This is a genomic window from Calothrix sp. FACHB-168, assembly GCF_963889195.1.
In the GTDB taxonomy this organism is placed as follows: Bacteria; Cyanobacteriota; Cyanobacteriia; order Cyanobacteriales; family Nostocaceae; genus Aulosira; species Aulosira anomala_A.
Genome location: NZ_CAWPNJ010000001.1, coordinates 148,039 through 170,644 on the forward strand (window position 1 = coordinate 148,039; position 22,606 = coordinate 170,644).

At 40.8% G+C, this 22,606-nt stretch carries 13 protein-coding genes; 5 read left to right on the forward strand and 8 right to left on the reverse strand.

All coding sequences use genetic code 11. From position 1 onward, the window contains the following. Positions 1 to 28 precede the first annotated feature (28 nt). Both AACW45_RS00635 and AACW45_RS00640 read right to left on the reverse strand, forming a co-directional pair. Positions 29 to 1,798: a ShlB/FhaC/HecB family hemolysin secretion/activation protein gene (locus AACW45_RS00635; protein ID WP_190626640.1), complete on the reverse strand. Its 1,770-nt coding sequence runs from the start codon at positions 1,796 to 1,798 to the stop codon at positions 29 to 31. A gap of 297 nt (positions 1,799 to 2,095) precedes the next feature. Next, entirely contained in the window at positions 2,096 to 5,758 is a 3,663-nt protein-coding gene (locus AACW45_RS00640) for a two-partner secretion domain-containing protein (protein ID WP_190626642.1), read from the reverse strand. Between the two features lie 178 nt (positions 5,759 to 5,936). On the opposite strand from AACW45_RS00640, the gene AACW45_RS00645 reads away from it, so the two are divergent. Further along, a complete protein-coding gene (locus tag AACW45_RS00645) occupies positions 5,937 to 6,422 on the forward strand; it encodes a COP23 domain-containing protein (RefSeq protein WP_242045426.1) in 486 nt (161 codons plus the stop codon). A 237-nt stretch (positions 6,423 to 6,659) separates the two neighbouring features. On the opposite strand, the gene AACW45_RS00650 is transcribed toward AACW45_RS00645, so the two are convergent. Further along, entirely contained in the window at positions 6,660 to 9,638 is a 2,979-nt protein-coding gene (locus tag AACW45_RS00650; RefSeq protein ID WP_242045427.1) for a tetratricopeptide repeat protein, read from the reverse strand. A 667-nt stretch (positions 9,639 to 10,305) separates the two neighbouring features. Beyond that, positions 10,306 to 13,275: a methyl-accepting chemotaxis protein gene (locus AACW45_RS00655; protein WP_190626649.1), complete on the reverse strand. Its 2,970-nt coding sequence runs from the start codon at positions 13,273 to 13,275 to the stop codon at positions 10,306 to 10,308. A 1,039-nt stretch (positions 13,276 to 14,314) separates the two neighbouring features. On the opposite strand from AACW45_RS00655, the gene AACW45_RS00660 reads away from it, so the two are divergent. The 3 genes from AACW45_RS00660 to AACW45_RS00670 all read left to right on the forward strand — a co-directional run bounded on the left by AACW45_RS00660 (position 14,315) and on the right by AACW45_RS00670 (position 16,868). Beyond that, positions 14,315 to 15,304 carry a S1C family serine protease gene (locus AACW45_RS00660; RefSeq protein WP_190626652.1) on the forward strand — a complete coding sequence of 330 codons (990 nt, stop codon included), beginning with the start codon at positions 14,315 to 14,317 and terminating at the stop codon, positions 15,302 to 15,304. Between the two features lie 89 nt (positions 15,305 to 15,393). Beyond that, the gene (locus AACW45_RS00665) at positions 15,394 to 16,236 is read left to right on the forward strand and encodes a S1C family serine protease (protein ID WP_190627466.1); all 843 of its coding nucleotides are present in this window, start codon (positions 15,394 to 15,396) and stop codon (positions 16,234 to 16,236) included. After that, the gene (locus AACW45_RS00670; RefSeq protein ID WP_190626654.1) at positions 16,233 to 16,868 is read left to right on the forward strand and encodes a response regulator transcription factor; all 636 of its coding nucleotides are present in this window, start codon (positions 16,233 to 16,235) and stop codon (positions 16,866 to 16,868) included. The genes AACW45_RS00665 and AACW45_RS00670 overlap by 4 nt, the downstream gene beginning before the upstream one ends. A gap of 168 nt (positions 16,869 to 17,036) precedes the next feature. On the opposite strand, the gene AACW45_RS00675 is transcribed toward AACW45_RS00670, so the two are convergent. Both AACW45_RS00675 and AACW45_RS00680 read right to left on the reverse strand, forming a co-directional pair. Further along, a complete protein-coding gene (locus AACW45_RS00675; RefSeq protein ID WP_190626656.1) occupies positions 17,037 to 18,104 on the reverse strand; it encodes a DMT family transporter in 1,068 nt (355 codons plus the stop codon). 165 nt (positions 18,105 to 18,269) lie between these two features. Continuing rightward, entirely contained in the window at positions 18,270 to 18,983 is a 714-nt protein-coding gene (locus AACW45_RS00680; protein WP_190626658.1) for a response regulator transcription factor, read from the reverse strand. 1,144 nt (positions 18,984 to 20,127) lie between these two features. On the opposite strand from AACW45_RS00680, the gene AACW45_RS00685 reads away from it, so the two are divergent. After that, positions 20,128 to 20,580, forward strand: coding sequence for a rhodanese-like domain-containing protein (locus tag AACW45_RS00685; RefSeq protein WP_242045428.1), 453 nt, complete (start codon positions 20,128 to 20,130; stop codon positions 20,578 to 20,580). Between the two features lie 204 nt (positions 20,581 to 20,784). Here the strand turns inward: AACW45_RS00685 and AACW45_RS00690 are convergent, their stop codons facing one another. Both AACW45_RS00690 and AACW45_RS00695 read right to left on the reverse strand, forming a co-directional pair. Then, positions 20,785 to 21,414 (reverse strand): ribonuclease H-like domain-containing protein, encoded by a 630-nt coding sequence (locus tag AACW45_RS00690; RefSeq protein WP_190626663.1) that lies wholly within the window; start codon positions 21,412 to 21,414, stop codon positions 20,785 to 20,787. A 311-nt stretch (positions 21,415 to 21,725) separates the two neighbouring features. After that, positions 21,726 to 22,274, reverse strand: a complete 549-nt coding sequence (locus AACW45_RS00695) for a CAP domain-containing protein (RefSeq protein ID WP_190626665.1) — start codon at positions 22,272 to 22,274, stop codon at positions 21,726 to 21,728. Between the last annotated feature and the right edge of the window lie 332 nt (positions 22,275 to 22,606).

Below are 22,606 nucleotides of genomic sequence, written 5' to 3' on the forward strand. Positions count from 1 at the left end.
TTGTCCTCCTTCCCTAGCCCCTAGCTCCTCAAAACGCTTTATACTCCAACTGAAAATACAAACCGTTATCTTGCCATGTCCGCTTGTCGGTATCAAGATTTATCAGTGGTATACCCCAGTCAAAGCGGGCGGTGAATTGATCGCCCATTTGCCAAAGTAGTCCTAATCCTGTACCTGCTAGGGTATTAGTGTTGGGATTGTCTCTGCCTGTATTCCAAACAGTACCAAAATCAATAAATGGAGCGACTTGCAAAGTTCCTTTAACTTCCGGGAAGTTGGCGATGGGTAATCGCAGTTCCGCAGAAGCAAAAAAGCCATTATCGCTAAGTAACGCATCTTGGCGATAACCTCTTACTGTTCCTTGACCGCCTAGACTAAACTGTTCGAGGGAAAGTAGAGAAGTAGTGGCTAATTGCAGGTTAGAACGCAATAACAAAGTCGGTGCTATGGCATTTTGGCTATTTGGTTGATCGAGAAGGCGCAAATAAATCATTTGTCCCCGCCAGAGAAAATAACGGCTGTCTGGTTCGCTGTTATTAACTGTGGCGTTAAAGGCTCCAATTCCTAAGTTAAATTCCGAACGAGCGGCGAAAACTTCTTGGCGACTCCGTTGTAGCCATTCCTGAGCAAAACTTAATTCTGTTAACCTGGTTTCTCCTTGGTTGTCAGCCCCAGGAAATAGGGGAAATTCTACGCCTTGAATGGAAGAATTACTTTCTCTTCTGGCGGCGCTGAAACTTAATGTTAGTTCTTGGCTAATATCTGGGGTAGCTCTTTGCAGGATAGGTTGACGAAAAGATAGCTCAAACTCACGAGAATCTACCTCAATATCTAAATCATTAAATGGTGGTTCAATAATGCGGTTATCGCTAATGCGATAGTTAAAACCTATACTGCCGTTGCGGGCATTTATCGGTAAAGTATAACCACCTTCATAGCTATTGCTGCCATCGGTATTTTTATAAGTAAAATTAAAGCGATCGCCTAATCCTAAAAGGCTATTTTCCGATAAAGCGATACTCCGCTCTAAACTACCAACGCTAGGGTTACGGTTGTTATTTAAATTCAGTTGAGCGCTAAAGGTTTTCGCCGCCTTGACTGTAACTGTGAGCGAATTTACACCCGGACGAGTACCCGCAGTAAGTTCTGCATCTAAGCTTTCTATTAGGGGATTGAGTTGCAAAAGTTGCAACGCTTCCTGGAGACTGTTAATATTAAGTGGTGTATGAGTAGCGATCGCAATGCGACTGCGGACATAATCAGGGTTCAACCGTCCTTTTGTGACGTTAACCTGAATATCAGATAAACTGCCTTCTACTACCTGAACTTTAACAGCCCCACCGCGAAATTCTTGGGCGGGGATGTAAGCACCAGAGGTAATATAGCCCTTTTGCACATAGAATTCGGTGATTTGATTAGCCGCTCTTAGCAGTTGTGCAAAAGTAATTGGTTTGCCAGTAAAATTAGCGATCGCTGAATTTAACTGTTCTTGACTAAATGCTGTATTCCCCACAAACTCAAACCTCTGCACCGTAATAGTTCCGGGAATATCCAAAACTTCATCCGGGGTTGGTGGTGGCGTCGGTTGTACTTGAATCGGTGGATTTGTTGGTGGTAGGGGATTAGGTGGAGTTTGTTCCGGTGGCTTAGGGGTAACCGGATTAATCGACTGGGCGGAAGCAGAGTTTATCTGATACAGCAGATGCAACAATAGCATCACACTCACACAAGGAGATAAATAACTTCTCTGTCGCCAAACATGAGTTCTCAAAATACTTTTTAGACTATGGTCTTGCATTCTCCTCTGCAACTCTGCGAATCTGCTTAATATAAAAAATTTACTTTATTTCTGAGAAAATACACCTAAAATCCTCACATCTAAATACACAATGTCATTAATTCCTAGCGACTTGGCTGGTAAAACACTCTGCGAAACTTCGCGCTAACCTCCGCGTGCCTTTGCGTTTAAAAAGTTATTAACTTCTACAAAGCGATACTAACTAAGCCGATAATTGCACAGAACTATGTTAAGAAAGCTAAATGAGCGTGAAACCCTTACCAATCACAAATGACAAATGACAAATGACGATTGCCCTTACTGACAATCAGGTGAACCTAGCCCAGAATTATAAGGACTCGAATTAGGCGATTGACTAGCGAGAACCACCACACCTTGTTTATTCACATACCAACCTCTAGCCGGTAATGGTAATTGGGAAGTAGACTGCACCTCTGTAGCCGCCCTAGCAGCTGGCTCAAAACTAAATAAAGCACCACTACTTAGCTGTTCGCTAGGACGAGGTGGTAAACCTCCCCGCCCAGTAATAGTAAATTCGCTGCGATTTTGACTAGTAGTCGCCCGACAAGCTTGTGCTACCACTTGTTCCGGTTTTGCTACTTCTTGGGGTATTTCCACAACTTCAAAATTACTTTCCGCCTCTGGAGTTGTGACACTGATTTGTCCAGCAATACCTAATTGGGAACTAGCACTAATTTGACAAGTCGGACAGGTAAATAATCCTCTGGTGTTGATGCTAATATTACCACCTCTACCCGCAACAGCATCAGCCGTAATCTTACTTCCTTCCAGCAACGCCACAAAGTTAGCAGGGCTAAAGCCTGTAATCGTAATGTTACCCCCGTTACCAGTACCGCCAGCCGTGGCAGATATTTGGCTGTTATGGCGCATGAGTAAAGAACGTGTTTGCAGGGAGATGTTACCACCTTCACCAGAGGTAGTAGCAGCAGAGATAGTACCTTGATTATCTAAGAAGATGGAGTTAGCCACCACTTGCATATTCCCAGCATTACCGCTACCTAAACTTTGTACGTCAATTTTTGCCCCATCCCGCACAATTAGCCTATCAGTAGAAATCTTGATATCTCCCGAAGCACCTGTAGCTATTAGTTCTGGTAATGTAGCTCGACCCGCCGCCGCCGATATCCCACCTAATGTTAAATCCCCCACAGTAGTACCGCTCAGTTCAATAGATTCAGCAGCATTAACAGTTAAGGTTCCCCCAATCCCCGCGCCTAAAGTCGCAGTTGATACATCTGCTCCTTCGCTGAGAATCAATTTTTTAGTATTAATCGTCACATCTCCTGAGCGGGCAGCGCTAAAACCTGTGGTTCCCAAACCACTAGGAAATCTTGGATCGGGTAAGACTCCAGCAATTTCTACAGACTCGCTAGCATTAACAATGACATTGCCTCCAGGCCCCCCAAAGGGAATGACGCCAGCCGGGGTAGAAGTTCCTGTATTACTGCCAATTACCCCTGTTTCTACAAATAGTTTGCCAGTGTCAATCCGCAAATCGCCGCCCCTTCCCGTACCAAAGGTACTATTGGTGTAGATTCCAGTTAACAACGCTGCCCCTATTGGTGTTCTTTGGATCTGAACGCTATCAGTAGCTGTAATATCAATATTTCCACCTAAACCATTACCGAAGGTAGCACTGACGAAGGTAGCGCCATCCTGTAATAATAATTGTTTGGTATCAATTTTGATATCACCTGCCGTACCTGTACTACCAATGACATTTCCTGTTTGAATGGCAGAACCATTTAAGTCAATTAGATCGGAGGCAAAAATGTTCAGGTTTCCCCCCACACCCTGAGAAAAGGTGAGATCGGCTATGATACCTCCATTACGCATAATTAAGGAGGGAGTCTGAAGATTGAGGTTACCGGAACTACCTGCACCAGAATTGCTCATAAAAATGCCAGTTCCGCGATCGCTCGGCTTCAGTAAACCTAACAAGGCTCCAACTTGAAAAGTTCCTTGCATTTCGGCAAATCCAGTACCAACTATTTCTACTGAGTCGGTAGCGCGGATATTAATATCTCCGCCGGTTCCATCACCAAATGTTGACGCCGATAAAAAAGCGCGATCGCTAATTGTCAATTTACCCGTATCAATTATTAAATTTCCACCAGATCCGGCACCTTTATTGTCTGCCGCGATCGTACCTCCACTACTCAGCAAAATCGAGCCAGCATTAATTCGTAAGGTGCCAGCATCCCCGTTACCATCATTTCTGACAGTCAATTGCGCCCCATCTGTAACCATCAATTTCCCAGTGTTAATTGTTATATCTCCAGAATCGCCACTGGGTACAGCAGGTACTCGCAATAACTGTTGTAAAGTTTCATCAACAATGTTAGCGGAGGAGATTATCAAACTGGGATTCACTGAGCCAGAAACTTTACCACTCACCTCTACAGCATCCGTAGCGTTAATTGTCACGCTACCAGCCATCCCGCTAGCTAAGGTAGAAGCATCCACTCTGCCCCCATCTTTCACCACCAAACGCTGAGTATTAATGGTGACGCTGCCAGCCTTGCCAGGGCCGCCAGTTCCTGCTGATACAGCACTGGGGGTAAAAACACCAGGTGTCACGCCGATTAATTCTACCAACTTGGCAGCATTGATCGTCACATTTCCACCAGAGCCTGTTCCCGCAGTAACCGAGGCAATACTCCCACCAGACATTGCCGTTAACTGTTGTGTTGATATAGTCAGCCTACCCGCATCACCAGCCCCAAAAGTTGCTGCTGTAATATTAGTGAAGCGGCTGGGGTTAACTGGTGAAAATCCCAATACTTTCACAGAATCAGCGGCGTTAATCTCCACATTCCCAGCAGCCGCACTAGTGTAAGTCACCGCAGATATCGCTGCTCCATCTTGCAGCAGTAAGCTGGGGGTAGAAACCCTAATATCGCCGCTTTTGCCACCGCCAAGAGTTTCTGTAAATAAATTGCTAGAAATTTGTCCATTGGCTGTAGTACCAATCAAAGACAAGGAATCAGAAGCATGAACATTAATCCCCCCTGCGGCATCATTACCCAAGGTTTGAATTAACACAACCGAGCCATCTCTAATGGCAATATTTCTTCCTTGCAACTGAATTGAGCCACTACCTAAACCGCTAGCGTCTGCGAAGGCTTTTTGAGATAAAGATATATCCTGAAAATTGCTGACTCCTTCATAGCCTAAATTCCAGCCTTGAGCAGTCGTATCCAGGCTGACTAAGCCCCCAGCCACGCTACCTAATTCAATACGTCCGCCTTTAGCTGTAACCGTTCCGCCCTCAAAGTTAATGTTACCACCCACCAAGGCTAAAGTTTTCCCTGGTGCTACCTTGAGTCCAGTGTTATCGCCGATGGTAAAAGGCGAGAAAATCGGACTTTGCAAAGTAATGTTATGCCCATCACCTTGAACGTTGATTGCTTGGGGATTTTGCCCAAATTGCAAGCCAATGGGCACGCTAATAGTGAGTTGCGGGGTAGCTGGATTAGTAGCGCTAAATTCTGCACCATCGGCAAATTTGACTTTTTCCGCCGTACTTGCTAAAAAAGAGCCACCTATATTGAGTTGGGCTTTGGGGCCAAAGTTAATCCCACTGGGATTGATCAGGATAAAATTAGCACCATAATTTTCCCGGATCAGTCCATTAATGTTGGAAATCGAGCCACCTGTGACTCGGCTGATGATATTGGTAACATTAGTTACATTATTTGCGTTTTTAAAAAAAGCCTCGCTACCCTCAAGTACAGAGAAGTCGCGAAAGCTGTGAAACAGGTTACTCCCGGATTGTGTACCGCCTGTAATTTCCAAGAGGTTACCGGATTGTAAAACCTGACTATTGCTAGGAAGTGTGTTATCAGCAGATATTTGTGCGAAGGAAGGAAAACTAGCTATTAGACAGCAAATATAAATACTACCAGTAGCAACAATTTGGCGAGATATTTGTTTCATTATGTGTCGGGAAAAATCAATCCCAGGCAAAAATTACTTAAATGTTTTTTTAGTGTAAATTCAGTAAATTTAACTAAAAATAATCATAATATTATGAGTGTATATTCAAGCCTAAATTTTGGTCAATAAAGGGAGTGAGGCAAGTATGAATAAATGGCTATCATGGATAACTATTGGAATGACTCCAATCTTAGCTTTGGGTGCGGTTACAGGAATCTCTGCACCCAGCAAAGCTAGCAACGTCCAAGTCACCTGTAAGGCTAACACCAATACACCAACGGTTACTTTAACTTTGGTTCATGGTGGAACCGCTAAAGATTACACTATTTTGAATTTTCTTCCCCAATACTTCTCAGCTAGCGATGCTTTGCAACAGTGTCAGAATGCAGCTGAAACTTTACAGAATATTTATAATACGGGTAGCTCTAAATATTTAACAACTGATAAGCTAAACAACCAACCTGTTGTTTGTGCAGTAGAACGTCGAGGCGTCGGTTGCGATCATTATAGTGCGCAAACTTTATTCAGTTTGAAACCATCTGAAAACCCCTCTCAAGCCTTATATGAAATGTTAGGTAAGGATTTTAAACAAGCACAACGTCCCGATTCCCGGACTATTAGCCGTACTTATACGGAGACAAAACCTTTTTGGTGGCCATTTTAACTAAATAGGCAAGAGAGCGCAGAAGCAGTGGTTAAGCTGTTATACATTTAAATTGTCTATTTTGCGCTGAGTTTGTCAAAAGTCCATAGTCCATAGTCAAAGGCTAACTTGGCCTTTTGACTACACCCGACAGCCTTAACGCGAATATATAGCAGATTGCAGGTTGGTGAGCTAAAGATTATCGTTGATTGCAGGGGCATGGCACTACCATGCCCTATCTACTTGAGACAGTTTTGATTAATTAGGGCAAGCTTTTTTACCTTGCTCTGCGGCTGGGTAATCGGGTTTGAGTTTGAGGGCTTCATCAAAAGCCGCGATCGCTCTTGGCGATTGTCCGAATTTACACAAACTTAATCCCAAATAATACCAAGCTTCGGCTTTTTCGTTTTTAGTTAATTGCGGACGTTCTAACAGCGAATAAAATTGAGCGATCGCTTGATCGTCTCGCTTTAGGTTCTGTAAAGCAATGCCTTTACCGCGCAAAGCAATAAAGTAGTTGGGATTGTATTTTAAGGCTTGCTCGTAAGCTTGGAGAGCGTTTTCATATTCCTGCTTCTGCAATAAAACCCTAGCTTGATAGGTAAACCCGATCGCTAATTCTTTGGCATTGGCATCTTTACGTTCTGTTTGCCAAACCTGTTTTAATAAATCTATGGCTTGGTTAATCGTGGTTAGGGCTGTATCTGGTTGTTTAATTGCCAGTAATGCTTCAGTTTTATTGATCCAAAATACGGGATCTTTGGGGTTATAGGTAATCGCTTTATCAAAAGCCGCGATCGCTTCATTGGCCTGTTTTAAATTATACAGCGCTTCTCCTCGGCAATTCCAGGCATAAACCGCTTCTGGATTAATGATAGTTGCCGTAGTGCAGGATTCTAGCATCTGGTTGTAGTCTTTCAGTCCAGCTAGAGCATAGCCGCGATTAGTCCAAGATTGGTAGTAGTTACTATCAAGTTTTAACAGCTTGTTATACTTATCAATTGCTTCTTGATGCTTTCCTTGCTGCAATAAAGCATTACCTTGCTTAAAAATAGTTTCTACTTGTAACCATCTAAAGACACTGAAACCTAAAACCATGACGCTAGAACCACAAACCATTAAAGCAGCTATGGCTAGCAACACCAAAAACCGTTTAGTACCTTTGGTTTCCGGTGCAGTCACCGTATTGTTTACAGTCCAAGTATAAGTAGGGGGAACAGAATTATATATAGTTGTTTGTGCCAAAGAAGCACGAATAATTTTCTCTAATTCTACCCTTACCCAATTACGGCTAAAAACTGCTTGGTAAATGCGGTTCCCCAATTTCAACTTGTCTTTTTCTAAAATTACCAATCCGATTCTTAACAGTTCTGTTTGTTCCCTACTGCGATCGTCATTTGCTACTTCGCCTTGTTGCCAAATTTGCTGATACAGTTCCAACAGCAATAATGAGTCACAATTGGGATTGCGGATCAAAATTTCATGTATACCTTGCAAATGTTCAGATGCAATTTGTGTTTCCCAGTTATGAATCAATTTATTTTCTACTAACTGTTGCACTGTGACAGCTTCTGCACCAGCAGGAATCAAAATTTCTGATTCTGCTAACAACTGACACAGCTTTTGAGTGAGAATCGGTTGTCCATCTGTCCAGGACAATATTTCCGAAATCACATTTTCTGGACAAGCCGCTTTTACGTCTAATTTATATAATTTAATATTGTTGGGATTAAATAATCTTAACCTAATTGATTCTTGCTCGATCCAATGGCGATTAAAAACTGCTTGGTAAATCCGATTAGCAACTTTTAGTTCGTCTTGTTGTTGCACTATTAATCCTAAATGCAACAGTTGTGCTTGTTCGCAACTACCATTAGTTGGGACTGCACCTTCTTGCCAAATTCGCTGGTACAATTCCAACATTAACAAGGGATCGCATTGCTGATTCTGAATTATACTGTCGCGTATCCCCTGTAAATGCTCGGCTGCGACTTGAGTTTCCCAATTATGAATTAAGCGAGTTTCTACTAGTTCTTTTACTGTTTTAGCTACTTCATTAGCCGATATTTTTGATCTTAAATCTGCTAATATTTGATAAATTTTTTGGGTGAGAATTGGTTGTTCATTTGTCCAAGCCAGAACTTCTGCCCGCAAAACTTCTGCATTGCTAGGTTGTTCATTTGACTCATTATTTTTTGGTCTAAATAATTTTAACTTTACTGATTCTTGTTCAATCCAATGGTTATTAAAAACTGCTTGATAAATGCGGTTAGCAACTGTTAATTTGTCTGTTTTTGGCACTACTAATTTTAACCGCAACAGTTCTGCTTGTTCTGCACTGCTATTAATTGAAACTTCGTTTTCTTGCCAAATCTGTTGATAGACTTGTAACAGTAATAAGGGATGGCATTGTTGATTGTGAATGATGCTATTGGCTATCCCTTGTAAATGATCGGCTGCAACTTGAGTTTCCCAATTATTAATCAGATTATTTTGTACCAAGTCTTGCACTATTGCCGCTTCTGTACCCGTGGAAATCTCTAATTCTGATTCTGCCAGTAACCGACACAACTTTTGGGTAAGAATCGGTTGTCCATCTGTCCAAGCTAAAACTTCTGCTAGTAAAACTTCAGGATTACTAGATTTTTCATCTAACTTAAATAACTTTATAGTACTACGGCTAAACAGTCTTACCCTTGCTGATTCTTGCTCTTCTGAATTAGCAGCAAAAGCGGAATGCTCAACCTGGTTCGAGACTTTTAAATTGTTCTGCTGTGGTAGTACCATTTCTAAATTTAATTGTTTAATCTGTGCTGGAATTTCTGATTTTGGAGATGCTCCCTGCTGAGTGAAATTTTGCGGCAATTTGGATTCTAAAGCAAGATGATCCAAAAAAAATTTAATTGTAGTTGGTTTTAACCAACCTTTAAGTACTGCTAATTCGCCAAATCGGAGTTTTTTATGAGTTTGTTCAGCAAGTATACTGCTTATTTGCTGTTCATTTAATAGACCAGCTGCTTTTAAATATTTACCCAAGGGCTGTTTTGCTCTCTGCTCCAGTAAAGTCGGCCACTGCTGCGAGAAAAAATCAGCAGTTTCCTGTTTCAGCCATCCATGTAAGGCGAGAATTTCACCAAGCCGCAATCCAGTAATTTGGGATTGCTCTTGTAAAGCCATCTCTACCTGTTCAGATGAAATGAGGTCAGCCTGTTGTAAAACTTTACCAAGCGGCTTCATAATCCCCAGGAATATTAAGTTATGAAAATCGGAAAATAGAATTATCTTTTATTTTGATATCAAAAGCATATATTACCATTAATAGCGATTTTTGGCTATTATTATGGCATAGTTTCGCCTAATTCTTCATATAATTATCTTTGGCTAAACCATAAGCTTGACGGCTATGTCTTGTCTTGTTCTGCATCCCTAGCTTTAGCCTGTGCTTATACTGCTATCTGCTGGCTCACCATATAGCAATCCTCAATAATTTGTGAAATTTACCAACTCTCAATTTTTTTCTCTTACAAGAAAGAAAGAAAGAGTAACGTAAATTAGTATCAGTAGTTGAATATTTTAACTGTTGTGTAAGTCCTGTAATTATAATTTTGGGCCGATCTGAATTGAAAATCCGGGTTTTACTTATGAGTAATAGACCTCTTGCAAAAGTCCTAATTTTCTCATTCTTCTCTGCGTCTCTGTCTTGAAAAGTTATGATCGGAGGTTTCCTCCGCTCAGACTTTTCGCTGCGGCTCTGCGTGAGCTTTTCAAGCTCCTAATCAACACAGCGACAATATTTATGCAAGAAGTCTAATCTTTTCTTTACAGATCGGCCGACTATACATAGCATTTGCTCAACTAATCTCCCTGGGTATTTTCTTTTATAGAAATTACCTGTATCAGAGAATTAATTAACTTTGAAAGTCTCCACAGTAGCTTGTAATTCTTGAGAAATTTCTACAGTTTGTTTGAGAGACTGAGAAGCTTGATGGGAGTAAGTACTCGTGAGATTAGAGACTTGATAAATATCTTGCATGAGTTTGCTGACTGATTGCGATGTCTTCACTTGAGATTCTGTAGCTAAAGAAATCGACTGCACCAAATCATCAATTTGTTGGGATACATAGATAATCTGATTCAGGGAATTTTTGGCATTTTCGACAATGCTAGTTCCTTCTACTACCTGATTCGTTCCTAGTTCCATCGCTGTTACTACTTCATTGGTTTCCCGTTGAATCTTATCGACAACTTGGGTAATTTCTTGAGTTGCTTCAGAACATCTAGCCGCTAGTGCTGCTACTTCTTCGGCAATCATGGCAAAACCTTCGCCTTCAACACCAGATCTTGTAGCTTCTAACCCAGCATTAATTGCTAAAAAGTTAGTTTGCATAGCTATTTGATTAATCAGAGCAACTACTTGGGAAATTTGTTGTGAGGATTCACCCAAACGCTTCACTTTTTTAGCTGTATCGCCAATTGTGGTACGCAGTTTGAAAATATTTTGTACCGCCTGATCTATGGCTTGACCATTTTCTTGCGCCGCGCCAGATGCGGTATGAGCAAATACAGCAGCCTGTTTAGCGTTATCTGCTACAGTGGCGATAGAATCTCTCATTTGGTCTATACTCACCAAACTGAGGCTGATATCGTCTGCTTGTTTGATGACGGTATCGGCGAGTTGGTGAATGGCGGCTTCATTTTCGCCAATAGCGGTATTTACCTCAATTGCTGATGTTTTGACTTTGGTAACAATGGCTCTGAGACTTTCCACAATGGAGTTGAAAAAGTCAGCAACAGTACCCAGTTCTCCCATTGTGACTTCGGAACGTACTGTGAGATCGCCTTGGGATGCACCTTCAATATCTTTGAGGAGAGTGAGTATTTGCTGTTGTACTGCTTCGTTGTATTGACGTTGCTCAATTGCTGCTGTTTCAGCATGATAACGGGCGGTGTCTATTTGCTCTAGGAGGTAAGATTGCTCTAGCGCATAACCTACGGGAATTGCTACCTGTTTCAATAATTCAATTTCTAATTCTTGCCATTTACGGGAAGCAGAACATTGATGGGCAATGAGCAAGCCATATAATTTGTTATCGAGCAAGATTGGGGCGACTAAATTGGCTTTGACACCAAATTCTTCTAGTTGAGTGATATGACAATCTGTTAACCCAGCAGCGTAGATGTTTTCTGTGACTTGCACCCGACCATTTTGGTATTTCTCTACATAATTATTAATGAAACAAGGATCGATGATTTCTTGCCCTAATGTACTTGGCCAATCACTATCAACTGATTCAGCAATGATTTTACCTGCCCAATTTTCGTCAAAAGAGTAGACAATAACCCGATCTGCTTGGATTGCTTCTCTGGTACTGGTAACTGCTATCTCTAAGATGTGTGCTGTGTTTAGCGAACCACGAAAACGCGCTGTAATTTCATTAACTAGCTGGGATAATTGGGCTTGATTTTCCAGGCGGATAGCTTGTGCTGTCATGGCGTCTGCCATGCGATTAAAAGTATTAGCTAATTGTCCCACTTCATCGTTGCTAGAAATCTCACTGCGAGCATAGCGATCGCCACGAGCAAATTTGTGGGCTGTTTGCTCTAGTTGCTGAATCGGTTTAACTACTCCCCGCTTTAAAATTAATGTCCAGAAGATTACGAGTACTAATGCTAAATTAACGGCAATTACTTCTACCCAAAAGCTATTTGCTAGTAATTGATTGATTGCTGTTTCTGGAGTTCCTCGCACTAAAATAGCAGCAGGTTTTTCATCAAAAACATTGGTAGCTTGCTCATCTGTTTCCATGATTTTATTGGGTACAGCTTGAGCAGCCATTGCATAGGTTTGATTACCTAATTTTATCTTGGCTGTCACGGGGCTACCTTTGGCATTGGCTGCGGCTGCTAATAAAGCTAAATCTTTTTGGGGTAATTTAACGTTACTTTGGGCTTGATTAATATTGGGCAGTTCGCCTTGATCTAAAGATGTCGCTAGGGAAAATTCACCGTTTGGCTGGCGTAAATACACCGCACTATAACCACCAGATGTGGCTTTTAAGGTGTCTTTGACAATTTGGTCTTTACCATTGACAATTTCACCCGCAATTAAGGCTCCGACAACAGCATTTGTTTCGGGATTTTTCACAGGTGTGACTGTATAGCGAATCAAAGCATTTTGATTGTTCAATCCAGCAGGTAATACTGGTAATTCTTTACTTAGCTCCGCTACATTGATGATTCGGCTGGCTTTAATTGTTTGCGGATTCGCTAAGACATCACTAACTAAATTATCAGGATTAAATATTTCTCCATTGCGGTTGGTGTTGGCGTTGGCAATAATCTGAAAATTTTCGCCTACTAAGGTGACATATTCGATTTTATTAACTTTACTGGTGCTTTCCAGAATTTGCTTAACTTCGGCTTGTAAATCTTGACTTAAAGTTTGTCCTGATGAATACAAACTTGCGGCTTTTACTAAGGTGGGATTTTCAGATTGACTAAGCAATCCCAAAGCCATTTGATTGATTTTAGTATTGTAATTAATATCTGCGATCGCTAGTTCTGATTTGGCGCGGTCAAAGGAGATATTTTGTAACCCACTAGATATTAAACTTCTGCCTACTACACTAATACCAACAATCCCAATTAATTGCGATGCTGTTAATGCAATCAGTTGCTTGTGATTAATGGAAAGATTAGCAAATCGCTGAGATAAAGATTGAATTAATGCTTGATAATTAGCCTTTTTGGGTTTAATTGGCGCGAATAAGCCAGAATTAGAATTGTTCTTAAATTCAACAAGTTGTGGTTTAAAGGAAGATAGTTGAGATTGCGCTACCAATCCAGTTTTCGCGGGATGTAATCCGTTGTTCATAAATCAATTTTTACCTGTCGGTCAGTTAGTCTACCCCAATAAATAAAGTCAAATTACTCAACTATTTGCTTGGGAAAATAGAAGAGTTAACTGCCAGCCTGTTTGTCAAAAAGGAACTTTAACTTAAAAATAGCAAATTATTTATGACTGAAACCTTGTACAAACTAAACATGCAATGCTGTATTTGCCACGGTTTTGCATTCATTTAATGTATAAATAGCCACAATAGATAGTTGTGCTATTTAGCTCTTATTAATATGATAATACTACTATGGGTAAATGTACATAAATTAATAGCGAAATTGCGCTTCTTTAAGTAAGTTTTGCTCACGGAAAATTTATAAAACTTACTTATAAAATGCTTTATAATATTAGATTTACTAGATTTAAAATAACTCTACAAAATTTGCCTGGGATTTCTCTATAGCAGGAGCAACAAAATAAAAAGTCTAGGTGCTGTAGTTAGTATTCATCCTGACTTTTTAATTCACAACATTTGCCGCAGAAGCTACACCTGAAATATCACGGTGAGAATATGATGAAAAATTACCACTGATATGATGTTTATGTCAAGCTATTAGCTGTTTGATTAAGGGATATATCAGACTACTTGTAAAGGAAGTGTGTGATATGGCTATTTTATTTACAAGTAAACTATCAGTGATATTTTGTTAACATCTTGAATTTAGTTAGAGATTTCAAAAGATATTTGTCACAAAATTAAAATTTACAGTTTCATAACTATTGTTGTCAAGTCAAGCAAATTAAATATCACACTTAGCGATCGCTGGTTGCAAACTACTCAAACTACTAAATATGCTTGATATTTTGATGATTAAACTTAAGTAAATGTTGTAAACTTTAGCGGATTTATCTCTCAAATCTCCGAGAAAATACATACTTTTGACTTTTGACTTTTGACTTTTAAAATAGCGGTACTAGCCATTTTTCCAGGGTCAATTCTCCCCATTTTTCCGATGTCAGCGATCGCGAAAACAGGTGAGGATATGAACATCGAAAAAATGGATGGTAAAAATACATGTCTTCATTACAAGAATTGTCCCAAAGTATAGCTGATACCGTAGAACAAGCGGGAACTGCTGTAGTTGCAGTCAATGCGGGTACAAGAATGTCACCTAGCGGTATTCACTGGCGTCCAGGTATTATTGTTACCTCCGATGAGTCACTGCCACGTTATGATGAAATCACCGTAATCCTAGCCGATGGACGCTCTGTAGCCGCTACACACCTGGGTCATGACTCTAGTACTGATGTGGCTGTATTTCAGATGGAAACTGTAGAAACACCTGTAGCCAAAATTGGTGATGCTACTAACTTGAAAGTAGGTCATTTGGTATTAGGAATAGCGAGAAGTTATGAAGGTGATTTGCGGGCGGCTTTAGGTACTGTGAGTGTAGTTAGCGGTGCTTGGCAGAGTATAGCTGGTGGTAATATCGACCAATTTATCCGCCCAGATATGAATCTTTACCCTGGTTTTGCTGGCGGGCCATTGGTAGATGCAGCAGGTTATGTAGTAGGCATGAATACATCAGGCAAGCGGGGTACAGCTTTAACTATACCTGCGGCTACAGTGAATCGTGTAGTTGAGCAATTGCTGGCTAGAGGGCATATTGCTAGGGGCTATTTGGGTTTGGGAATGCAACCTGTACGCTTACCAAATAATCTGATCGCCGCTTTAAATTTAACTGTACCTACTGGTGTAATTGTTGTCAATGTGGAATCTGGGGGCCCAGCTGACAATGCAGGTGTACTGTTAGGTGATGTGTTAGTGAAATTCGATGGTATGACTGTCAGTGATACCGGTGATGTGATGGCGTTGCTGAATAGTAGCGATCGCGTCGGTAAAACTGTCCCAGTGCAATTAGTCCGGGGTGGGGTTTTGGTAGAAATAGCGATCGCTATTGGCGAACGACCATTTGAGCAATCTGCACGTTCCGAAGACAGGGAAAAGGCTGATAGCGATCGCCATCACAGACATGGGAGACATGGTAGGAGAGGTAGGCGGTAGTTGATGGTCATTTATTAGAGACGCGATTAATCGCGTCTGTACAAGTGTCATTTGTCTGTGCGATAGCTTGAGGTGTTTTTTAGGTGAATATGAATAGCGCGATCGTTACCCAGTTTAGTGATGAGTTAGCAAGTCTCGCTGCTAAGTTACGCCATAGTACGGTGAAGGTTTACAGCAATTCTTCAGGAGTGGGTTCTGGTGTAATTTGGCAAAGTGATGGCTTAATAGTTACTAACGCCCATGTGGCAATTACTAATAAAGCAAAAGTAGAATTGGCGGATGGACGAGTATTTGAGGCTGTACGCACCCATTTCGATCCGCAACAAGATTTAGCCGCCTTGAAAATTTCTACCTCTGATTTACAGGTTGCAACTATTGGTGATTCGGATGCATTGAGAGTGGGTGAGTTAGTTGTGGCGGTGGGTAATCCTTTTGCGGATAGTGGTGCAGTTACCGCAGGAATAATTCAGGCGCGTCATCAACAAGCGGTGATGGCTGATATTCGGCTGTATCCTGGTAATTCTGGAGGGCCGCTAGCTGACTGTCTCGGTCGAGTTGTGGGAATTAATACAATGGTTGTGAACGGTTTAGCTGTGGCAATTCCCAGTTTAGCTGTTAACCGCTTTTTACTGGCTGGAAGTCGTCCTAAGTTGGGGGTGACGCTGCAACCTGTGCTGATAGGACAACGCCAGTTTGGTTTATTGGTTTTGTCTGTATTGCAGGAAAGCATCGCCGCGATCGCTGGGGTGCAAGTTGGTGATGTGTTAATTGGAGTTGGCGGAAATTTATTGACTCAAACCAGCGACTTAGCCCACTATCTACAACAAAGCCAAAATCAAACATCATTACCTTTACAACTTTGGCGTAACGGTCAGCAATATCTAGTTTATGTTGACTTACAAGCCGGGAAAACTGCTGTGGAGGTCACATGATCCGGGTGGTAGTGGTTGCTACTTCTCCTGTAGTGCGGGCGGGTTTAGCAGCTGTGGTTGGGAGTGCAAATTCTCAGCTGATGGTGGTGGGGAGTGCAGCTGACTTGGATAGTTTAACCAGGGAAATTGGCGAATTACAGCCTGATGTCGTTTTGCTGGATTTAGGTAGCAATCCCCAACCATCTATCTGGGAAAAATTGCTGCTAATTCAAGAAGAGCAAGATTCTCTAGAATTCTTGATAATTGTCGAAGAACCAGAAACTATTGACTTAGAAGCTGCAATTAGTTCTGGAATTCGGGGAATATTGCCCGGTGAGAGTACAGAATTAGAAATTATTGCTGGGTTGATCGCGATCGCGCAAGGGCTAATAGTGCTACATCCAGATTTTTTGGATTTACTCTCCTTCCGGGAAAAAGTGGCAACTACCCCCGTAATTACTCTGACACCCAGAGAAATTGAAGTATTAGAAATGCTGGGTTCTGGCTTAGGTAATAAAGCGATCGCTAAACAGTTACAAATATCTGAACATACGGTGAAGTTTCATATCTCATCTATTTTTCAAAAGCTGGCTGTCTCTAGCCGGACTGAAGCTGTAACTGTTGGTGTCAGGCTGGGTTTGATTATGCTTTAAGATTTTCACATCTAGCTAAGGAGCCGTGTAAAAATAAGTTGAACAATTTAATATTTGTAGTGCGGGCAGCGTTCGACTGAGCGCTCACGCCGAAGTCTTGCCCGCGCGAGCAAGATGTTTGTCCTACGGACACGCTACGCGAACGCACTACTTATTTTTACTTGATGCCTAAGGTTGAATTTCTGGTTCTGTTTCTCTGATAGCTACAGTGATGGGATTCGCCTTCTTGACTGTAGCTGCTTCTAAAATCGGTTGCTGCTGTGTAGTTGTGTCGCTGACTGTCACAGTTTTGTTGGCTGCTAGGTTATCGCGCTGATTGATCAGATAGATACTAATTAAGGTAAGACAGACTCCCATCCATTGTAAGGGACTGAGGACTTCAGAAAGGAAGAGATTACCAAATAGCAGGGCAAAAACTGGTGTAAGAAAGGTAAGAGAACTCAAACTAGTGAGATTACCGCTAGAAGCAAAGTAGAAAAATAAACCGTAAGCGATCGCACTACCAAAAATTGTCGCATAACCCAACGCTGCCCAATCAGATGGGACAAGATTCTGCCATTGCTGGGATTCTACAACTGATGACATCCCCCATAATGGCAAGCCACCGATAATCATGTGCCATCCCGTAGCGACTACCGGATCGGCGTAGCGACAAACAAATCTAATTAATACTGTTCCCACAGCCATTGATAAAGCTGCTAACAGCATTAACCATTCACCACTAGCAAATAACTCTTGCCAATTACCAATGCTAATCTCTACACCAGAACCGAAAAGATGAAAAATCCACTCATCGGGTAATCCAATTAAACTAATGCCAGAAACTCCTAATCCTAGTCCTAGCCATCCCCAAAAACCAATTGTTTCTTGAAATAGCCACAAGGACATCAAAGCTACAGCCAAGGGTTGAGAATCAATCATTACAGATCCTAACCCGGCGCTAGTTCTGACTAATCCTTCTGCTAAAAAGCCTTGAAACAGAGTTCCATCCACTAAAGCAAATAAAGCAATCCACAGCCATGCATCCCATCCTTTTGGTTGGGGTCTACCCATGAGTGCGGCGGCGATTAAAATTAAAACCCCAGCTGGTAACAAACGCACTCCGGCCATAAATAGTGGCGTCGTGTGGGGTATCACTCCTTTCATGGCTACCATTGATGTACCCCACAAGAAAAACGGGGCGATGAGTAGTAGAGACGCGATGGGGAGACGGGATGCACTGATTTTCAGCTGCATGGGTTTGCTGATACCTTAGGTGATTAGGTGCAAAAATTGCTTTACCTAATTTTACCTAAATATGTCTTTTTGTGAAGGAAATAATACTTAAGGTGATTAAATATACGATTATTTGAGTAGTCAGTTGTTAGTTGTTAGTTGTCAGTTGTCAGTTGTTAGTTTTCCCTATTCCGCAGTCTCCGGTGGCTCAAATTTGTAACCGAAGCCGCGAACGGTTTTAATGTATTCTGGCACAGTGGTATCTGCTTCCAACTTTTTGCGTAGCTGACCGATATGCACATCCACAACTCGTCCATCTCCTACATAATCACAACCCCAAATTTTTTGAATTAACTGGGTACGACTCCAAGCTTGACCGGGATGGCTGGCTAAAAAATGGAGAATATTAAATTCTAAAGCAGTTAATGGTAAGGGTTTATCGTTGAGGGTAACTTCTCTTCCTTCAGGATTAATTGCTAGGTTGTGGAAGACGAGGCGCTGTGCTGGTGAGGGGTTGACTGTGCGGACGCGGCGTAACAAGGCTTGGACGCGAACTTCTACTTCCGCTAGGCTAAAGGGTTTACTCATAAAGTCATCTGCACCTGCGGACATGATCTTGATTTTGTCGGCTTCGTCAGTTCGGCTAGTGAGGATGAGAACTAATACATTAGTGCGTCGTTGCATTTCTTGGCAGAGATTATAGCCTGTAGTATCGGGCAAATTCCAATCTAAAATGACTAAATCTGGGTTCATTTGCTCAAATACAGTCAGCGCTGTCTTGCCATCTGCGGCAGACTCTATGTGATACTTGCGGCTTAAAAAGCGATATATCAAATTACGGACGCCGTAGTCGTCATCTACAATCAGAATTTTGGCATTAGTAGCAGGAACCATCACCATAAGTTTCTAGCCCATTGTTTATCTGTCGATTCGCTATGCGATCGCTACTTGACAAGAAGCTACATTGACAGCTTCCATATATGCTTGCAGAATTTTTATTTCTAAATAATATTTTCCAATATGCTTCCATACCTCGACTGCTGATATGTCAAAACCAAATGATTAATCCCAATTTACTGCTGCTTGCCAGAAATAGCCACTATCATAACTTGGCTGTCTTTTCTTGCTGCGGAAGTTTCTCTGAACTTTAGCTTTTATACTTCTTGACAACCGATGATTTTTTTGACAATTTAGCACTTTTATAGTTTTGACATGATTATATCAGGAAACACATTTTATGCTGCATAATTCTATATAATCTGTTGCGGAGATGATTTGGTTATTTAGGACTAGCTATCAAGGGAAATTTTTGTAAAGAACAAGTATTAGTTTTATTACAAATTTTTATTTAGATAAATTCATATTTTTATTTTTCGCTTCAGTCTAGGTATGAAAAATGCTGATATCTAGTTATTATCTGTTATTTTAAATCTGATTTTGCCATAAATAATCTCTAATTCAGCTATTTTTACCTAAATAACCCTGAATATAAATGTTTGAAGAATTGTGTAAAAATATGAGAATAGTCCGATCGCATCAGCTAACAACGCCTGCATTACTGGAAGCGATAGATAGCTGAACCTAAATTATTAAGAGCTTGATGCGCGCTTATCAACTAGTATTTTTTTAGACTCGCTTATCTAAAAATTATCTGTAAAAAATCAATCTCAGAAAACTTATCAGCGAAAGCCTTGAAATTTAATCAATATAAGAAATTTTAGCAATATGTAATATGGGAATATTCTCAAGCAAGGATTTTAAATTGCCTGTAAATAATACTTTGATAATTTCACTTAAATATATATTGATGCAATCCAGAATCAGAAAAAATTATGATTATGTATTTACTCAGTCCTTAAGTTTTAGGGATAGAGTGAAAATATTTTTATAATTTTAACTGATTAATATTTTGGTATTTCCTGAAAAAAATTAACCGTAATCAGTCTATCTAAAGAGATAATTTGCTGATATTCATCCCAAAGAAAGAGCAAATAAAACTCTGTGATTCGATACATTGCTGATAATGTCATCAGCAAGAGAAATTATGTCTAATCTGGTAGATAATATCATTCCCCAACAGCCACCCATCGAGCCACAATCTGATGTTCATGTACTCAAGGCTCGTTTAGAATGGGGTGAACCAGCCTTTACAATCCTGGATGTGCGCGATCGCCAAACCTTTAATGAAGGTCACATTCTAGGCGCAATGCCAATGGCTAGTGATGAATTGGTAAGCCGTGCAACATCATCTATAGATAAAAGCCGGGATATCTATATTTACGGTGCTAGCGATGAAGAAAGCGCTCAATCTGTAGAATCTCTTCGCGCTGCTGGATTTAAGCATGTATCTTTACTCAAAGGTGGTCTGGCGGCTTGGAAAGCTATTGGCGGACCAACAGAAGGTTCAATTGAAGCTTTAACTCCTCCTGGCGCTGGAGACTATAATGTTGTATCTCGGATGCAAGAACACGCAGAAACGCAGAAAAAAGATGTCTAGTATTAGTCATTAGTCATTAGTCATTAGTCATTGGTCATTAGTCATTGGTCATTGGTGGGACAAATGACTAATGACTGATTTTAGTGGTAATTAACAAACTTAGGCGGGTTTAAATTACCGGCTACTAACAAGCCGCAAGTATGTTATGCGGTGTCTAAATCCCCATTACAAAACTGTACTGGCGACTTGCGACTTGCGACTTTTTTAATGTTCAAATATATCCTTAAACTGCATCAAGTCTAAGGATACGATTGTTGGCAGAGCTTGAAAACATTCTTGCGCAATCTGCCAACGCTCTTCTCTCTTGAGCATGGCAATCAGTTTTTGCTGTACGCTGAGTAAATAACGAACATCATTAGCGGCATAACTGAGTTGTTCTGTGGATAAATGATCGGCATTACCCCAATCAGAACTTTGAGCGCTTTTATCTAGCTCGACTTTTTCTAATTCTTGCACAACATCCTTCAATCCGTGACGATTAGTGTAAGTGCGAGCTAATTTACTAGCTATTTTGGTACAAAAAATCGGCTTGACACTAATTTCTAGGTTGTGTTGCAAGGTAGCAACGTCAAAACGTGCAAAGTGAAATACTTTCAGGACATGAGCTGCTTCCAACAGTTTTTTTAAGTTTGGTGCTGTAGTTTGTCCTTTAGCAATCCGAATCGCAGTTACTTGACCTTCTGGGTTGCACAGTTGGACAAGACAAAGGCGATCGCGCTGTGGTAACAACCCCATTGTTTCCGTATCAACTGCGATCGCCTCTGATTTTAAATATTGGGTCAGTGCAGCGTCACTAAGGTCGCGATCGCTTACCTGAAAATCTTGTAATGTCATGAATCACTCAAGAATAAATGCAGTGTCCAATAGAAGCATCCTACTTTTGACGCAATACCCTAGAAGGGTATTGCTATACCAACAAAGCCTGCCAAGGCAGGCTATCAAACTTTTAGCCTGCCTTGGCAGGCTTCGTATTTCTAGCCCCACCCTTATAGGGTGAGGGCGTTTTTGCACATTTGGGATGCTCCCGTGTCCAATAGAAGCAGGTTTCATTAGACACTACATTATTATTGTGCAAAAAAATCAGAAATTCTAGTACTTTGTCTCATTCGTTGTCAGAGGTTGCTGGTAGTCATTAAGGCAAACTACTAGTTTGTGCGTAAGAAAATTTGTGTGAGATAGACTTCACCTTTTTGATTAGTAGCTACACCTATGCCTGTGAGATTATACTTACCCTGGATGTTTTTGAGATGACCAGGACTATTTAACCAACCAACAATAGCTTGTGATGCGGGGTCGCTATATCCTTGGTTAAAAGCCAGATTTTCTCCAGCACTACTATAAATAATAGGGAGAACTGTAACTCGTTGTTTAAATCCTTGATGGCTAAAGGGAACTTTCCCACTAGCCATATTTTGACTATGAATTCTTGCTTGCCGAGTGATACTTGCATTGAGGCTCAATTTTGGCAAACCAACCGAAACACGATATCGATTAACTTTATCAAATACTGATTTTTCTAAAGCAGTTGTGTTAAAAGCTGTAGTGGATGCAGCTGTTTGATTTGCAGCAATCGATACAGATTGATTATGAGTAGGTTTGTTTGTGGAACTGTGACCTGAAATAGGAGAAGTTGTTAATCCACTAGCAAGGACAAGCGTACTTAAAGCTATGCCAAAAGCAGTTTGTCGAAACATGGAAATTATTGAATGCCTAGAGTTGTAAGACCTCTACTCTAACTTATTATTCCTAGCATAAATACTAGGACAATATGAAGGATTGATGAACTTTAAAAAGTTTGCCATTACTTTACCTTAACTATAAAAAAACACCTCCGAAATTACACAATTAAAGATTACTAATTATGCTGAATCTGTTTAGCTTTAGTGCTATATGAAAATGATGTGAATCTTTAAAAAAGATAATGTAGTATCGTTTAGACAAATGTCACGGTAACTACATTTTGCATTAATTAATTCAATGTATATCTTCGCGAATTTATACGGATTTATGGTGTATTAGATTATTT

What these genes read in the sequence shown, in the direction of transcription:
- AACW45_RS00635 (WP_190626640.1), bottom strand. Translation starts at nt 1,798, where the DNA reads ATGCAAGACCATAGTCTAAAAAGTATTTTGAGAACTCATGTTTGGCGA.
- AACW45_RS00640 (WP_190626642.1), bottom strand. Translation starts at nt 5,758, where the DNA reads ATGAAACAAATATCTCGCCAAATTGTTGCTACTGGTAGTATTTATATT.
- AACW45_RS00645 (WP_242045426.1), top strand. Translation starts at nt 5,937, where the DNA reads ATGACTCCAATCTTAGCTTTGGGTGCGGTTACAGGAATCTCTGCACCC.
- AACW45_RS00650 (WP_242045427.1), bottom strand. Translation starts at nt 9,638, where the DNA reads ATGAAGCCGCTTGGTAAAGTTTTACAACAGGCTGACCTCATTTCATCT.
- AACW45_RS00655 (WP_190626649.1), bottom strand. Translation starts at nt 13,275, where the DNA reads ATGAACAACGGATTACATCCCGCGAAAACTGGATTGGTAGCGCAATCT.
- AACW45_RS00660 (WP_190626652.1), top strand. Translation starts at nt 14,315, where the DNA reads ATGTCTTCATTACAAGAATTGTCCCAAAGTATAGCTGATACCGTAGAA.
- AACW45_RS00665 (WP_190627466.1), top strand. Translation starts at nt 15,394, where the DNA reads ATGAATAGCGCGATCGTTACCCAGTTTAGTGATGAGTTAGCAAGTCTC.
- AACW45_RS00670 (WP_190626654.1), top strand. Translation starts at nt 16,233, where the DNA reads ATGATCCGGGTGGTAGTGGTTGCTACTTCTCCTGTAGTGCGGGCGGGT.
- AACW45_RS00675 (WP_190626656.1), bottom strand. Translation starts at nt 18,104, where the DNA reads ATGCAGCTGAAAATCAGTGCATCCCGTCTCCCCATCGCGTCTCTACTA.
- AACW45_RS00680 (WP_190626658.1), bottom strand. Translation starts at nt 18,983, where the DNA reads ATGGTGATGGTTCCTGCTACTAATGCCAAAATTCTGATTGTAGATGAC.
- AACW45_RS00685 (WP_242045428.1), top strand. Translation starts at nt 20,128, where the DNA reads ATGTCTAATCTGGTAGATAATATCATTCCCCAACAGCCACCCATCGAG.
- AACW45_RS00690 (WP_190626663.1), bottom strand. Translation starts at nt 21,414, where the DNA reads ATGACATTACAAGATTTTCAGGTAAGCGATCGCGACCTTAGTGACGCT.
- AACW45_RS00695 (WP_190626665.1), bottom strand. Translation starts at nt 22,274, where the DNA reads ATGTTTCGACAAACTGCTTTTGGCATAGCTTTAAGTACGCTTGTCCTT.